Source organism: Microcystis sp. CS-574, assembly GCF_028329095.1.
Taxonomy (GTDB): Bacteria; Cyanobacteriota; Cyanobacteriia; order Cyanobacteriales; family Microcystaceae; genus Microcystis; species Microcystis ichthyoblabe_A.
Genome location: NZ_JAQMSY010000128.1, coordinates 1 through 14710, shown reverse-complemented (window position 1 = coordinate 14710; position 14710 = coordinate 1). Strand labels below are relative to the sequence as shown.

Below are 14710 nucleotides of genomic sequence, written 5' to 3'. Positions count from 1 at the left end.
GGCGGTTATCATAATTTTTTACCTCATGAACTTTGCACTGTACGGTGTTAGAGGTATCATGCAGATTCAGTTAGAGTATTATTTGTTATTAGCGGCGGCTTTATTTTGTATCGGAATTTATGGTTTAGTCACCAGTCGCAATGCTGTCCGGGTTTTAATGTCGATCGAATTGATGCTCAATTCTGTTAACATTAACTTAATGGGTTTTTCCAACTATCTTGACCCCGCTAATATCCGAGGCCAAATTTTTACTATTTTCGTGATTACCGTAGCGGCAGCCGAGGCAGCCGTGGGTTTAGCGATTATCCTGACTATCTATCGTAACCGCGACACCATCGATATGGAACAGTTTAATCTGCTCAAATGGTAAGCTTTTAAATATTTACCCCCCCTCTCCCTTTTTTGGGGAGAGTTTTTTTTGGCCAATTTTCCCTGTTTGTACGGTGTTAAATGTTTGAAATTTCAAGAGTTTGTAAAGATTTAAGGGATTAAAACTAGATCCGATTAACAGGATTAAATTATGATAAGAAGAGATGTTATAGTGTGTATTTCCTCTTCGTAAATTTACTAAGTTGTAAATCTTTTGATCACTTCTATTTGAATACCAACAAATAAGGAGAAAAATTAAAAACTCATCCTATCCTATCAATCATAGTTGGCTTCAATATAACTAATTCATAACTGGGTTTTATAAGTCGGATTTGGTATCAATTGTCCTTTAGGTAGTGTTCCAAACCTAGGACTAAGCTAACTTGTGGATAGGATGTACAATTAGTATTCATATCTTGATTCAGCAACGCCATTTTCTATACCTTTTAAACAGGATTTCCAGCTTTTTTCAAATCGATGATACACTCCCGCTGCTACCTCCTGTCCCCTGAATCATCCCGCAGTTTTATATTTTCTTTAGAGATGGGCTGTCCTAAAACCTGCTCAGAGCGGCCAAAAGTCAGAAAATAGAAATAAAGGTGCGATTAGAGAACTTGAGTAGCGATCGCACCTGTCAGCCGCCATTGGAGAAAGATAAAGTTATGGCAGATAACTACAGAAGTCGCATTGTTACCCAAGGTACCCAACGCAGTCCCAATCGGGCCATGTTAAGAGCGGTAGGTTTTGGGGATGAGGACTTTAGCAAACCCATCATCGGCATCGCTAACGGATTTAGCACCATTACCCCCTGCAACATGGGAATTAATGATTTAGCAATGCGTGCCGAAGCAGCCACCAGATTAGCGGGGGGAATGCCGCAACTTTTCGGGACTATCACCATTAGTGACGGGATTTCCATGGGAACAGAAGGGATGAAATATTCTCTCGTTTCTAGGGAGGTAATCGCCGATTCCATTGAAACCGTCTGTAATGGTCAAAGTCTCGATGGAGTCCTCGCTATTGGGGGTTGTGACAAAAATATGCCGGGGGCAATGATTGCCATGGCCCGGATGAATATTCCCGCTATTTTCGTCTATGGTGGCACGATTAAACCGGGGCGCTACAAAGATTGCGATTTAACCGTAGTCAGTTCCTTTGAAGCCGTGGGACAGTACAGCGCCGGTAAAATCAGTGAAGAAGACCTCATCGGGATCGAACGCAACGCTTGCCCCGGCGCCGGTTCCTGTGGTGGAATGTTTACTGCTAATACCATGTCTTCCATTTTTGAAGCCATGGGGATGAGTTTACCCTACTCCTCGACCATGGCCGCCGAAGATGAGGAAAAAGCCGATAGTACCGAAGAATCGGCCAAGGTTTTGGTCGAGGCGGTTAGAAAACAGATTCTCCCTAGCCAAATTTTGACCCGTAAAGCCTTTGAAAACGCCATTTCGGTAATTATGGCGGTGGGAGGTTCCACTAACGCTGTCCTGCACCTTTTAGCCATTTCCCGCACCATCGGGGTAGAATTATCGATCGATGATTTTGAAACCATCCGCCAGCGTGTACCGGTTATCTGCGACCTTAAACCCTCCGGGCGTTACGTTACCGTGGATCTGCATAAAGCTGGCGGTATTCCCCAAGTGATGAAAATTCTCCTGGTTAATGGTTTACTACACGGGGATGCTCTCACCATTAGCGGTCAGACTATCGCCGAGATTTTAGCCGATATTCCCGACCAACCGCCCTCAGGCCAAGATGTTATCCGTCCTTTTAGCAATCCTGTCTATAAAGAGGGTCATTTAGCCATTTTAAAAGGAAATCTGGCCACAGAGGGGGCTGTGGCCAAAATTAGCGGCGTGAAAACTCCGGTCATCACCGGGCCCGCGCGGGTGTTTGAGTCGGAAGAAACCTGTTTAGAGGCAATTTTAGCCGGAAAAATTCAAGCCGGGGATGTGGTGGTTGTCCGTTACGAGGGACCAGTAGGCGGACCGGGTATGCGGGAAATGTTAGCCCCCACTTCGGCAATTATCGGCGCCGGTTTAGGGGATTCCGTGGGATTAATTACCGATGGTCGTTTTTCCGGGGGAACCTATGGCATGGTGGTCGGTCACGTCGCTCCGGAAGCGGCGGTGGGTGGTACAATTGCCCTAGTAGAGGAAGGAGATCAAATCACTATTGATGCTCGTCAGCGTCTCTTGCAGTTAAATGTATCGGAGGAAGAATTAACCCGTCGTCGTCACCATTGGCAACCGCGTCCCCCACGCTATAAAACGGGAATTCTCGGCAAATTCGCCAAGTTAGTCTCCTCTAGCAGTCTCGGCGCTTTAACAGATCTGAATCTGTTCTAAAAGTATAACTAGGGTTTGCGGCAAAAAGCTTTTCGGTGGTGGCAGGGTGTGGGGTGTGGGGTGTAGGGTGTGGGGTTTTATCGATTTTCAGGTGGTCAACTACCTAATTTTCAGGGAAAAAGCACCCACTGCTCACCCAACACTCCCACTGATAACTGATAACTGATAACTGATAAGACTGACGAACCTAATTACTATAGATTAATGACTATGACCTATCTACTTACTGTCTATCGAGCGCTCGAATGCCGTCCAGATACCTATCGGGACTGGTATGACCAAGGCAATATTTTAAGAGAAAGAATGGACTATTTGGGAGCCTTAATCAGCTACGAAAAAGCCTTAGAATATTATCCAGATGATTATTGGGCATGGTACAAAAGGGGTATGATACTAGAAGACTTGGGAATGTATGAAGAAGCGGCTGCAAGTTACTCTAACGCTGCACAGGTAAAGGATGATAACTATTGGGCTTGGTACGATCAAGGTTGTGTTTATCTACAGGAATTAAAAGACTACGAAAAAGCGATCGCTTGTTTTCAACGGGCCCTAAGTCATAGTCCGGGGGACTATTGGGCAGCCTACCGGCAAGGGGAGGCCTATCGATTGCTCAAAAACTACGAACGCGCTATCACTTTCTATGATCTGGCCTTGGGGGCGCGACCCCGGGATTATTGGGCCTGGTATCGACGTGGCGACGCTTTCCGGGATTGGGGCAATCCCCAAGAGGCTTTATTTAATTATCGTACCGCCCTCGATATCCGACCGCAAGATTACTGGTCCTGGTATCAACAGGGTGTGATCTTACAAGCATTACAGCGTTTACCAGAAGCGATCGCCTGTTATGAAGAATCGTTAAAAATCGATCAAGATGATCGCTATGCGTGGTATAATGCCGCCTGCTGTTATGCCGCCCTCGGTCAACAAGAAAAAGCGATCAACTGTTTACGCGAAGCTCTAGACATAGAACCGGATATATGTGGCGAATTAGTGCGTGATAACTTTGTTTTCGATGGTTTAAGGCAAAATGAAACCTTTAATGACCTCTTGAGTTGCTATTCCCCCAGCTAAAGTCTTTTTGCAGCACCTAGGGTTTGCTGAAAGGGTTTGTCGTGGGGTGTGTGGGATTTTAGGCATTTTCAGGGAAAAAGTGCCTAAAACTTCCCCCGGATTGCTCCAATATCTAGCACTTTTTTGATGGCAAAAAAGCCTAAAAATATTAGCCAACAAGGTTTTTAGATTTATTCAGCCAGTTTGGATTAGCTACAATTGCAATTAGAGAAAAATTATTGAGAATCCTATGCGAGAACTAGACAGAGACAAAACCATCGAACAACTGAACGAAATCATGGAATTTGAACTAGCGGGAGTTGTCCGTTATACCCACTATTCCCTGATGGTGACAGGTCCCCATCGCATCCCCATCGTCCAATTTTTCCAGACTCAGGCCACGGAGTCCCTCACCCACGCGCAACAAGTTGGGGAAATTCTCACCGGTTTAGAAGGTCATCCTAGCTTAAAAATTGCCCCCATCGAGGAAAGCTATGAACATAATATCAAAGCAATCTTGAGTGAGAGCCTCAATCATGAGAAAAAATCCCTTGATTTGTACAAAGCACTCCTAGAAACCGTCGAAGATGCCAGTATTTACCTAGAAGAATTCGCTCGCGGTATGATTGGACAAGAAGAATTACACAATCTGGAAATTCGCAAGATGCTGCGGGATTTTGCTTAAGCTAGGATCAAAGCTAGAGTTTATCGACTAGCTTATGAATCTCAGTTCCGCTTTACCCACTTTTATTATCACTCTCCGGGAAGGTTTCGAGGCCGCTTTAGTGGTGGGAATTGTCCTCGCTTGTTTACAAAAATCCGGTCGATCGCAACTTAACTCATGGGTGTATCGTGGTATTGGTGCGGGAGTAGTGGCTAGTGTTTTGGTCGGTGTTTTGCTAGGGGGAATCCTTTTGCAAGTGGATGCCTCTCCTAGTCCATTCGTACCAATGATCAAAGAATTATTGGCCGCCACTTTTGGACTGATTGCCGTTTTGATGTTGAGTTGGATGTTAATTTGGATGACTCAACAGGCCAAATCTTTGAAATCTGAGGTAGAAAGTGCGGTAAAAGCGGGTTTAAAAGCGGAAAATGGGGCAGGAAAAGCGATTTTTCTGCTCGTTTTTATCGCTGTCTTGCGGGAGGGATTTGAAACTGTCCTCTTTATCCTGGCCCAATTCCAAAAAGATTGGCAGATACAAACCTTCGGTGCGATAGCGGGGTTAAGCGTCGCAACCTTGTTGGGAACTCTCCTATTTGCGGGGGGAGTAAAAATTAATATCCGTCTCTTTTTCCAAATTATGGGGACTTTCCTCCTCTTAATCGTTGCGGGATTACTCATCGGTGTTTTGAAACATATCGACGCAGGAATCAGTCTTTTAAGTGAAATTGACCCTTTTTATCGCAATTTCTGTCCTTCTCTCCCCTCCTCCTGTCTTCTCGGTTTTCAAGTTTGGGACGGTTCCCAAATTTTGAGCGATCGCACTTTCCCCGGACTCCTCCTCAAATCCCTGTTTGGTTATCGTCAAAACCTCTATATCAGTCAAATTGTTGCCTATATCCTCTTTTTACTGCTTATCGGTGGCCTCTATTTCCAAAGCTTACGACAACGTCCTCAAACAGTGACCAGTAAACAGTGATCAGTAAACAGTAAACAGTGACCAGTAAACAGTAAACAGTAATCAGTAAACAGTGAAAAGATGGCAAGAAACTGCTATTTAATACTGCTCACTTAACACATACTGCTCACTTAAAACTCAAATCTGATAACTTACCCACTGATAACTGATAACTTACCCACTGATAACTGATAACTGATAACTGATAACTGATTATGACTACTTGGCAATGTGACGGTATCCCTAAAGATGGTAAAACTTATCCGCAAGCGACTGCGGGGGGTCATGAACCCTGCGAAAATACTACTCCTGATTGTCCTATCTGTGGCCTGCCTAGGGAAGCGATGGATCCCGTCACAACGACGGTTAAAACCACAGTTGTCGTCTCCCCGGGGGGTACAACTAGAGTCGGCCAAAAATCTAACTGGTTACTTCCCTTCGCTTTGATAATTACCGCTTTAACCGCAGGTTTAGGGGGTTGGAGTCTATTGCAAATGGTGATTCCCAAACCCGATACTTCCCAAGTTACACCAGAAGAAACCCCAGACAAGCAAACCGAGGCAACTTTTGTGAGTAATACGGCTAAAAATCCCGATTTATTTAGCCAAGGTGAGAAAATACTGCTTAATTCCACTCCTAACAAAGAAAAAGGCGCAGCGGCCTTTAAAAAGGAAGATTGGGCAAATGCGATCGCATCTTATCAACTAGCAGCCACTCCCCAAGCAAACGATCCAGAAGGCAAAATCTATTACAATAACGCCAAAGCTAGACAAAAAGGTAATCAAAAGACTATAGCCGTTGTTGTCCCCATCGCTAACGACCCCAACAGCGCCAAGGAAATTCTCCGAGGTGTGGCCAGGTATCAAGAGGAGTTTAATAATTCTAATCTGGGTAATCCTTTGGAAATAGTCATCGCTAATGATGGCGGTGGGTTACAATCAAAAGCGATAGCCGATGATCTGATTCAATCCGGTCAAGTTTTGGCAGTTATGGGCCACGGAATCGATCCTTTTAGTCAAAAAGCGATTGAAAGTTACGAAAAAGAAGGATTAGCGATTCTTTCTCCCCTGACTACCCGTGTTAGTCAAACGGGAAAATCAACCCTGAAAACTATTCCCCTTGACGATAAATCTCAGGAAGTTTTCGGTAGTTATCTGGAAGCAGTGGCCAAAACTTTGGCTAATTATGCTAGTCAGCAAGAGAATTCTCCGTCAGTGGTTCTTTTTTATAATTCCGATAGTCCCTATAGTCAAAAATTAAGGGATTCCTTTGCTAAAGCAATAAAGCAACCGGGAGGCAAGATAGTTAAGGAAATAGACACCACCAAAGCCAATTTTAACGCTAAAACCGCCATAGATCAGGCAAAACAAGCCGGCGCTAAGGTGGTATTTTTGGCCCTCAGTAAAGATGGCGATCGCATCGATCAAGCCGTGGCTATTGCCCAAGAATCGTCTGGAATGCTCTTATTAGGCGGAAATGAACTTTATACACCCGATATCCTCATTCAAGGAGCGGATAGCATCGACGGATTAGTTCTAGCAGTACCTTGGAGTTTCCAAGCAACGGATCCTTTTGCCAAAGATGCGCTGAAAAGTTGGCGCGGTCGCGTCAGTTGGCGTACTGCTACCGCCTACGATACCATGAAAGTATTAGGAGAAGCGATCGCTAAAAGTTCTGACCGTGCTACTGTAGTCGAAACTTTAAATCGAGGAATCACCTTGCAGGGAAACACCACGGATTTTAACATTTTTAACCAAGTTCCCCTAGTACGCGCTAATCGCGGCAATGAGGGGCCAAAGGGTTCTCAATATCAGTTCGATCCTATCTAAAATAGATAATGTGATGTCGAGGAGTAGAATCAAGTCTAATTTTATGAATAATATCTTACCCATCCTAGCTTTATTAATGTCGGTGTCGGGAATTGCCGTATCTTTGGGACGGGAGGAAGTCCGATGTCATCTCGGTTTAGAATCGGCAGCTTGTCCCCAGGAAGAAGAAAAAACCAGCGAAGACACCCCCACAACTACCCGGGAATCTCCCCCCGCAACTACCCCCGCAACTACCCCAGAATCTCCCCGGATAGAAAAAACTCCCGCAGAAACTACCCGCAATAGCGAAGCTTCCCCCGAAGTTTCCCCGTCTCCTGAAAGCGAAACTCCAGTGGAATTCACTCCTATCCCAGAAAATAACCCCAGTCCAGAAGTACTCCCCGAAAATCCCCCCACCCCGGAAACCAAAGCGGTGGAAAAAACTCCAGATGCAGAAAAAAGTCCCGATGTCAATCCATCTAAAGATGGAGAAACTGAAAGTATTCCATTAGAAGTTATTCCCCCCGCACAGTAAAATCCGACAAAATCAATTTCTGGCTGAGGATAGGAACTCATGCACTCATGGAAGAAGTAGTTAGATATGTGTAATTAATTGTATCTAGCTACTTAATTTTTCTGCAGCTGTTGCTGATTAGGTAAAAACTATTTACTTTTAGTCAAAATTAATTAACTTCTAACCCCGGAATGCTTAACTGTTCAGTTTTTGGCTGTGTTTCCCCCAGATAATCCCCTTGCAACATATTAATTAAACAGCCACCAAGATGATAGGCCATATTCACGGGAACCGCGTTACCAATCTGTCGATATTGAGAGGTTAAATTACCGGTAAATTGCCAATCATCGGGAAAGGACTGCACTCGTGCATATTCTCTCACAGTCAAAGGACGAGTTTCTTGGGGATGGCATCTTTCTGTTTGGGTTTGTGCCGGACTACAGGTAATAGTTAAAGCCGGTTCATCCCAAGATAATCTTTTAGCATATCCTGTCCGTCCGCCGTGATTTTTGAGACTATTTTTCATATATTCTTTTTGAATATCCATCGGCAAATTCCGCCAATTTCCTCCTGGGGGAACTAAGGACATAATCTCTTTTTTTCTTTCTTTATATTCTACTCCTAGAGAAGTTGGACAATTCTCTAAGGCTTTTTTCAGAGAAATAGTATAATTTTTATATTGGGGAAAAATGGGTTTAATATTTAGGTCTTGACGGGTGGCGATAATAATTAATCTTTCTCTTTTTTGGGGAACATCAAGAAATTGAGCCGATAAAACTTGATAAGCAGCATAATAACCGATTTCCTGTAAAGCTTGCAGCATTAATTGCAGAGTTTCTCCTTTTTTATTGCTTAATAATCCTCGAACATTTTCGGCTATAGCGATTTTAGGTTGAACTTCCTGTAAACAACGAGCAAATTCAAAAAATAAGCTCCCTCTCAAATCTTCTAATCCTTTTCCTAACCCAGCATAACTAAAAGGTTGGCAGGGAAAACCTCCAGCTACAACATCTATTTTGTCTCTAAAATCAGAAAATTTAATCTTTTTTATGTCTTGATTTATAACATTCCATTGCGGTCGATTGAGTCTTAAAGTATTAACACAATCTTGATTAATTTCCACCAGTAATTGCGTTTTTAGTCCCGCATTTTCTAAACCTAAAGCCATACCACCACAGCCAGCAAATAATTCGATAACCGTGTAATTAGTTGGCTCAACAGTTTGTAAAATTCTCAATTCTCCGGGGGATTGGTTATTTTTAAGATTGGTTAATTGCTCGAGATCAAATAACCAATCAACTTGATTTATTTTCTGACCTTTGATTAATTTTTTCTTTTGCCATGTTAGTATTTCTGCGGTAGTTACACCGAGAATATTAGCGGCTTTTTGTAGATTTACCTGAGTCATAACCAATAATTAGCAACCTATCTACATCTTGATTATAAATCACATTAGCTAAACTTGATAAACAACAATAAAGGCTGAACCTTGTTCAGCCTCCAGTATAACTTTTAACTCTTTCCTACTTGCGTCCCGGAACTGTATATTTAAAATTCCTCGGGCCAGTATAACCGGAAATCTCCGCTAATTTCTCTAATCTTTGGGTTCCCGAATATTCTTGACCCTTAATAATCCAAGTGGGGAAACCTTTAATTCCAGCATCGCGACAAGCTTGGGGATTACCATTAACCCCTTGGGGATCGCATTCAATGTAAACCCCTTCTTTTTTGAGGATTTCTCCCGCTTCCTTACCAAATAACTGTTTTTGATCGTAACAGTGGGGACACCAAAAAGCCCCGTATTCTTTCGCACCAATTGCTTTTAAATGTTTAGCCAGGGCAATTTCTGCCTCTCCCGAAACCGTGGTTACTTCCCAACCGTAGGGAGGTTTAGCCGCTGTCATTGGCCGGGTAATTTCTTCTTTTCCTGCTGTCACGGTGGGGGAATTTACTCCCGCATAAACCGCTAAAGTTCCCACAAAAGTAATCATCGCCACCACAACCATCGGCAGTATAATTTGTCCTAAACCTTCCCATTCCCGACCGACAATTGTGAGAATTAATAAGGTTAAAGCGAACAAAGCCGAAGTAATGCAGTAGGGACACAATTCCTGTAATTCCGTGGCTAGAATATACATTAAATAACCACTAAATACCGCCATCGCCGTCGCCCCCGCTAACAGCAATAACCAAGTATTATTTTCTAAACTTTTGCGGAGATTTTTCTGAGTTTCCCCATTAATAAATAGAGGACTGAGGGCAAAAACCGCCATGGCAATATAGGCCAAAAAACCGAACAAACTCAAGGGCAGCCCGAAAACCGTAGCGTAGGGACTATTAAGCACACCAGTACAACCAGCCCCATCACTAGCCCCGGCGGTACAGGCCGCGGCCCCTCCCATCAGTTTGGTAATGGTTAAATAGCCGGTCAGAATCGCTCCCACGATCGAAATGCTCCCAATTAGAGGCCGGGAGTAGCGATGAATCCAAGGTACAGAACGACGACGCATAATATTATTTAGATTAAATTACAGCAGAATTCAGGAGTCAGGAGTCAGGAGAGAAATCTAAATGTACTTTGTTGAAAGGAAAAATTCCCTAACCATATTGTGTTAATTAGGACGTTTTCAATTCCTAAAAACTTAGGATAGCTATCCCCTGAAACTATCCGCCATTCTAGCAAGGGGTTATGTGGACAGAGGCAAAGAAGGCAGAGAATTATTAATTTTTGACTTTTGATCGTTGATCTGCCGGGCCGTTTCCACAAATTGCGACACCCGGATCGGATCCACCGGTTCAGTAATTTTGCCATGACGCTTGAGGGAACTAGCCACGATCACCCCATCAGCAGCCGGCAGTAACCGCCCGATATTGTCCAAATCAGCCCCGCTGCCGATAAAAACCGGTGTTCCCTTGGCCGCCGCCACTGCTAGTTCCAAATCCTCAAAACTAGGGGGGCTACCGGTGGACCAACCGGAGAGGATCACCCCGTCTGCCAGTCCCCGTTCGATCGTATCTTGCACCGCCGTAGTCAGATTAGGGGTTCCCAAGGGGCGGGCGTGTTTAACCAAAACATCCGCTAAAATTTTGACCTCAGACCCCAATTCGCGCCGATAACGCAAGAGTTCGTGGGCTTGACCCTCAATAATGCCCTGATCGGTGGCCATAACCCCCGTTAGCACATTAACCCGAATAAATTGGGCATTGACACAGGTAGCGATCGCTAAGGCACTATGGGCATCATTGCGGAGAACATTAAGACCAATCGGTAGGACCACCAGATTTTTAATGCGATCAACAATTAAAGTCATGGCACTAACCACGGCGGGATCCACCTGTTGCTTAGTAAAGGGGGCATCAAAAAAATTCTCGATAATCAAACCATCAACACCGCCGGCAGCCAAAGCCGTCGCCTCCTGTTCAGCCCGCTCGATCACCGTCTTGAGACTGCCACCCCAACGGGGGGAAGTGGGCAGGGGGGCGAGATGAACCACGCCAATAATCGGGTTTTTTGTCTTGAAAGTTGCAATTAAGTTCACAGCGTCTACTACTCTTAGCGTCCCCAACCATGCGCCGCTCACCCATTTTAACAGGGTGAAGGCCTAGCCACGGTTCCACGGGGGGGAAATTATTTTAACTGCTAATGATTTTATCAATTCCGGAATCCGTTAAAATGTCTTAACATTAGAGAAGTTTAAGATTTGGTTGATACTCGATCGCATGGGCAATAAGCCAACCATCGCTATCTCACACCTAGGCTGTGAGAAAAACCGGATCGACTCCGAGCATATGTTAGGACTGCTGGCCAAGGCCGGCTATCCCGTAGATAATGACGAGGAGTTGGCCGATTACGTTATCGTTAATACCTGTAGTTTCATTCAAGCAGCTAGAGAAGAATCCGTTCGCACCCTCGTGGAACTGGCGGAAGCTAATAAAAAAATTATTATCTCCGGCTGTATGGCCCAACATTTCCAAGATGAACTCCTGACGGAATTGCCGGAAGCCGTGGCCATTGTCGGCACAGGGGATTATCAGAAAATTGTCGAGATCGTCGAACGGGTAGAGACGGGAGAACGAGTCAAAGAAGTCAGCACCGATCCCACTTTTATCGCCGATGAAAATCTGCCCCGTTATCGCACCACTACCGAAGGAGTCGCCTATCTGCGGGTGGCCGAAGGCTGCGATTATCGCTGTGCTTTCTGCATTATTCCCCACCTGCGCGGCGATCAGCGATCGAGATCGATCGAGTCGATTGTGGCCGAAGCGCGACAATTGGCCAGCCAAGGGGTGCAAGAATTAATTCTCATTTCGCAAATAACAACCAATTATGGGTTAGACTTATATGGCGAACCCAAATTAGCGGAACTCTTGCGAGCGCTGGCAGAAGTCGATATACCTTGGATTCGCGTTCACTACGCTTACCCGACCGGGTTAACGCCAAAGGTTATCGAAGCGATCCGAGAGAGCCCGAATGTTTTACCCTATCTAGACTTGCCGCTACAGCATTCCCATCCCGACATCCTGCGGGCGATGAACCGTCCCTGGCAAGGACGAGTCAACGATGGCATTATCGAGCGGATCAAGCAAGCTATCCCGAACGCGGTTTTACGAACGACTTTTATCGTCGGTTTCCCCGGAGAAACCGAGGAACATTTCAGCCATCTGCTGGAATTTGTCAAGCGTCATGAGTTCGATCACGTCGGGGTGTTTACCTTCTCCGCCGAAGAAGGTACAGCCGCTTTTGGCCTGCCCAATCCAGTGCCACAGGCAATTATGGACGAACGCCGCGAAAGGTTGATGTTAACTCAGCAACCGATCTCGGAACGCAAAAATCAAGCTTATATCGGTCACACTGTCGATGTTCTCATCGAACAGGAAAACCCGGAAACAGGAGAATTAATCGGGCGTTCCGCTCGTTTTTCCCCGGAAGTGGATGGCTTGGTTTATGTGACAGGGGAGGCGATTCTAGGTGCGATCGTACAAGTCCGAATCACTGCGGCCGATACCTACGATCTCTACGGCGAAATAGTCTAATTTTTCCATTTTTCTTATTTAATTCCCACAAAACAATCCCTATGACCACTGGTTTCAACAATTTAGGTTTATCCGATAGCCGTATTCAACACCTAGAAACGCTTGGATTCACCACCCCCACGGAAATTCAAACCAAAGCCATCCCTCTCCTTCTAGAAGGGCATGACATGGTAGGAATGTCACAAACGGGAACCGGCAAAACCGCCGCCTATTCCCTGCCTTTACTGGAACGCATGGACACCAAAAATCCTAACGTTCAAGCTTTAATCCTCACCCCCACCCGGGAATTAGCCCAACAGGTGGCCAGCGCCATCAAAGATTTCTCTGATGATCGTCGTCTCTTTATCCTGACAGTCTGTGGTGGTCAATCCATGGAACGTCAGATCCGCAGTCTGGAAAAAGGTGTCCAGATTGTGGTCGGGACTCCCGGCCGGGTAATCGATCTGCTCGATCGCAAAAAACTCCATCTCGAATCCTTAAACTGGGTAGTCCTCGATGAAGCGGACGAAATGCTCAGTATGGGTTTTATCGATGATGTTAAGAAAATTCTGCAAGCATCCCCCTCCACCCGTCAAACCGCCTGTTTCTCGGCAACTATGCCCCGGGAAATCCGCGATTTAATCGCTAATTTCTTGAAATCTCCCGTTTCTGTGACGGTTTCTCAACCCCAGGCCGCTCCTGCTAAGATCGAGCAGAAAATTTATCTGATCCCTCGCGGTTGGACGAAATTAAAAGTCCTGCAACCCCTGTTAGAGATCGAACCCCTAGAATCGGCGATTATTTTCGTCCGCACCAAGCAAACCGCGGCCGAATTAACCAGCAAACTGCAAGAAGCGGGGCAAACGGTGGATGAATACCACGGTAACTTAAGCCAAGTGCAACGGGAACGACTGGTGCAACGTTTCCGCGAGGGCAAAATTAAATTAGTGGTAGCCACGGATATTGCGGCCCGCGGTCTAGATGTGGAAAATCTCAGCCACGTTATTAACTATGATCTGCCGGATAATGCCGAAACCTATATTCACCGCATTGGCCGCACCGGCCGCGCCGGTAAAACGGGAACTGCTATATCTTTAGTAGAACCGATCGATCGGCGTTTGTTGCGTCAGATTGAACAGCGTCTGCGTCAACGTCTGGAATCTAGTCCCATTCCTAGTCGTGCGGAAGTAGAAGCAAAACGTCTGGCCAAGCTGCAAAATCAGCTAAAAGAGGCTTTATCGGGGGAACGTATGGCTTCTTTCTTGCCTTTAGTGCGGGATTTAAGTGAAGAATACGATCCCCAAGCGATCGCGGCTGCTGCCCTGCAAATGATCTACGATCAAAATTGTCCCCAGTGGATGAAAACCGATTGGGAAGTTCCCGCAGCGACGAGCAGTAAACCGGTGATTAATAAAACTCCCCGCAGTGGTGGTAGTAAGTACCCCTCCAAGTCGAATAACCGTCCTTCCCTGGACAAAAAAATCGTCTTTCAAGAACGTTAATTTTTAGTTCTTGAATAGATAACTTTAAGAGTTGATAGACCGTTTTGGTTCTATCAACTTTTTTTTGTCAGGTAATTTCCCAGTACGTCGTCGAAAGCATTCTACATAATTTTATAGCTAAACTTTTGATAATTGATTCTAATCAAGTATTTGGGCTTTGTTTGACATTTTTACTGATAATTACCATATAATTGTCTTAAATGAATAAATTTGAATATTTAATATGTCGAGTTCGTCAGAACCTTATCGTGGGAGGGTACAAGCTCAAGGAGACGATATCCAGCAAGAGGGTGGATACAGTTGCCCTTGGGCAAGAAAAAATCCTGTTACTGCTAAAGAAGGATTATGGCTCTTCGTTACCATTTATGCTAAATCAACATACAAGATGCCAAGACAACATACTTCTAACCCAAAAATTCCGAAAGTTTCTAAAGCCATAGCCTCTCCGTTTTATTAGTTTAAGTTTATTGTTGATTCCCTCGACCAT

At 45.0% G+C, this 14710-nt stretch carries 13 protein-coding genes; 9 read left to right on the top strand and 4 right to left on the bottom strand.

The annotated features are described in order from the left end of the window. Positions 1 to 64: 64 nt before the first annotated feature. The 7 genes from nuoK to PN470_RS10340 all read left to right on the top strand — a co-directional run bounded on the left by nuoK (position 65) and on the right by PN470_RS10340 (position 7729). Positions 65 to 370 (top strand): NADH-quinone oxidoreductase subunit NuoK, encoded by a 306-nt coding sequence (gene nuoK, locus PN470_RS10370; protein WP_197533180.1) that lies wholly within the window; start codon positions 65 to 67, stop codon positions 368 to 370. A gap of 661 nt (positions 371 to 1031) precedes the next feature. Continuing rightward, on the top strand, positions 1032 to 2717 hold the full coding sequence (gene ilvD, locus PN470_RS10365) for a dihydroxy-acid dehydratase (RefSeq protein ID WP_002734426.1): 1686 nt from the start codon (positions 1032 to 1034) through the stop codon (positions 2715 to 2717). 210 nt (positions 2718 to 2927) lie between these two features. Continuing rightward, positions 2928 to 3788, top strand: coding sequence for a tetratricopeptide repeat protein (locus tag PN470_RS10360; protein WP_272104491.1), 861 nt, complete (start codon positions 2928 to 2930; stop codon positions 3786 to 3788). 229 nt (positions 3789 to 4017) lie between these two features. Next, positions 4018 to 4452 carry a ferritin-like domain-containing protein gene (locus tag PN470_RS10355; protein ID WP_002731529.1) on the top strand — a complete coding sequence of 145 codons (435 nt, stop codon included), beginning with the start codon at positions 4018 to 4020 and terminating at the stop codon, positions 4450 to 4452. A gap of 34 nt (positions 4453 to 4486) precedes the next feature. Beyond that, the gene (locus tag PN470_RS10350; protein ID WP_002775056.1) at positions 4487 to 5407 is read left to right on the top strand and encodes an FTR1 family iron permease; all 921 of its coding nucleotides are present in this window, start codon (positions 4487 to 4489) and stop codon (positions 5405 to 5407) included. A 194-nt stretch (positions 5408 to 5601) separates the two neighbouring features. After that, the gene (locus PN470_RS10345; RefSeq protein ID WP_272104488.1) at positions 5602 to 7215 is read left to right on the top strand and encodes an ABC transporter substrate-binding protein; all 1614 of its coding nucleotides are present in this window, start codon (positions 5602 to 5604) and stop codon (positions 7213 to 7215) included. 43 nt (positions 7216 to 7258) lie between these two features. After that, positions 7259 to 7729 carry a hypothetical protein gene (locus PN470_RS10340; protein WP_103112950.1) on the top strand — a complete coding sequence of 157 codons (471 nt, stop codon included), beginning with the start codon at positions 7259 to 7261 and terminating at the stop codon, positions 7727 to 7729. Between the two features lie 148 nt (positions 7730 to 7877). On the opposite strand, the gene PN470_RS10335 is transcribed toward PN470_RS10340, so the two are convergent. The 3 genes from PN470_RS10335 to btpA all read right to left on the bottom strand — a co-directional run bounded on the left by PN470_RS10335 (position 7878) and on the right by btpA (position 11247). Next, complete coding sequence (locus tag PN470_RS10335) at positions 7878 to 9116, bottom strand: DNA cytosine methyltransferase (protein ID WP_103112951.1); 1239 nt, start codon at positions 9114 to 9116, stop codon at positions 7878 to 7880. 115 nt (positions 9117 to 9231) lie between these two features. After that, positions 9232 to 10218 (bottom strand): vitamin K epoxide reductase family protein, encoded by a 987-nt coding sequence (locus PN470_RS10330; protein WP_103112952.1) that lies wholly within the window; start codon positions 10216 to 10218, stop codon positions 9232 to 9234. 177 nt (positions 10219 to 10395) lie between these two features. Next, entirely contained in the window at positions 10396 to 11247 is an 852-nt protein-coding gene (btpA, locus tag PN470_RS10325) for a photosystem I biogenesis protein BtpA (RefSeq protein ID WP_103112953.1), read from the bottom strand. 181 nt (positions 11248 to 11428) lie between these two features. Between btpA and rimO the strand changes: the two genes are divergently transcribed. Next, the gene (gene rimO, locus PN470_RS10320; protein WP_272104486.1) at positions 11429 to 12742 is read left to right on the top strand and encodes a 30S ribosomal protein S12 methylthiotransferase RimO; all 1314 of its coding nucleotides are present in this window, start codon (positions 11429 to 11431) and stop codon (positions 12740 to 12742) included. A gap of 41 nt (positions 12743 to 12783) precedes the next feature. After that, a complete protein-coding gene (locus PN470_RS10315; protein ID WP_069474107.1) occupies positions 12784 to 14223 on the top strand; it encodes a DEAD/DEAH box helicase in 1440 nt (479 codons plus the stop codon). A gap of 373 nt (positions 14224 to 14596) precedes the next feature. On the opposite strand, the gene PN470_RS10310 is transcribed toward PN470_RS10315, so the two are convergent. Beyond that, positions 14597 to 14710 (bottom strand): transposase (locus tag PN470_RS10310; protein WP_002737647.1); only part of this gene is annotated, 114 nt, incomplete at its 5' end.

What these genes read in the sequence shown, in the direction of transcription:
- ilvD (WP_002734426.1), top strand. Translation starts at nt 1,032, where the DNA reads ATGGCAGATAACTACAGAAGTCGCATTGTTACCCAAGGTACCCAACGC.
- PN470_RS10360 (WP_272104491.1), top strand. Translation starts at nt 2,928, where the DNA reads ATGACCTATCTACTTACTGTCTATCGAGCGCTCGAATGCCGTCCAGAT.
- PN470_RS10355 (WP_002731529.1), top strand. Translation starts at nt 4,018, where the DNA reads ATGCGAGAACTAGACAGAGACAAAACCATCGAACAACTGAACGAAATC.
- PN470_RS10350 (WP_002775056.1), top strand. Translation starts at nt 4,487, where the DNA reads ATGAATCTCAGTTCCGCTTTACCCACTTTTATTATCACTCTCCGGGAA.
- PN470_RS10345 (WP_272104488.1), top strand. Translation starts at nt 5,602, where the DNA reads ATGACTACTTGGCAATGTGACGGTATCCCTAAAGATGGTAAAACTTAT.
- PN470_RS10340 (WP_103112950.1), top strand. Translation starts at nt 7,259, where the DNA reads ATGAATAATATCTTACCCATCCTAGCTTTATTAATGTCGGTGTCGGGA.
- PN470_RS10335 (WP_103112951.1), bottom strand. Translation starts at nt 9,116, where the DNA reads ATGACTCAGGTAAATCTACAAAAAGCCGCTAATATTCTCGGTGTAACT.
- PN470_RS10330 (WP_103112952.1), bottom strand. Translation starts at nt 10,218, where the DNA reads ATGCGTCGTCGTTCTGTACCTTGGATTCATCGCTACTCCCGGCCTCTA.
- rimO (WP_272104486.1), top strand. Translation starts at nt 11,429, where the DNA reads ATGGGCAATAAGCCAACCATCGCTATCTCACACCTAGGCTGTGAGAAA.
- PN470_RS10315 (WP_069474107.1), top strand. Translation starts at nt 12,784, where the DNA reads ATGACCACTGGTTTCAACAATTTAGGTTTATCCGATAGCCGTATTCAA.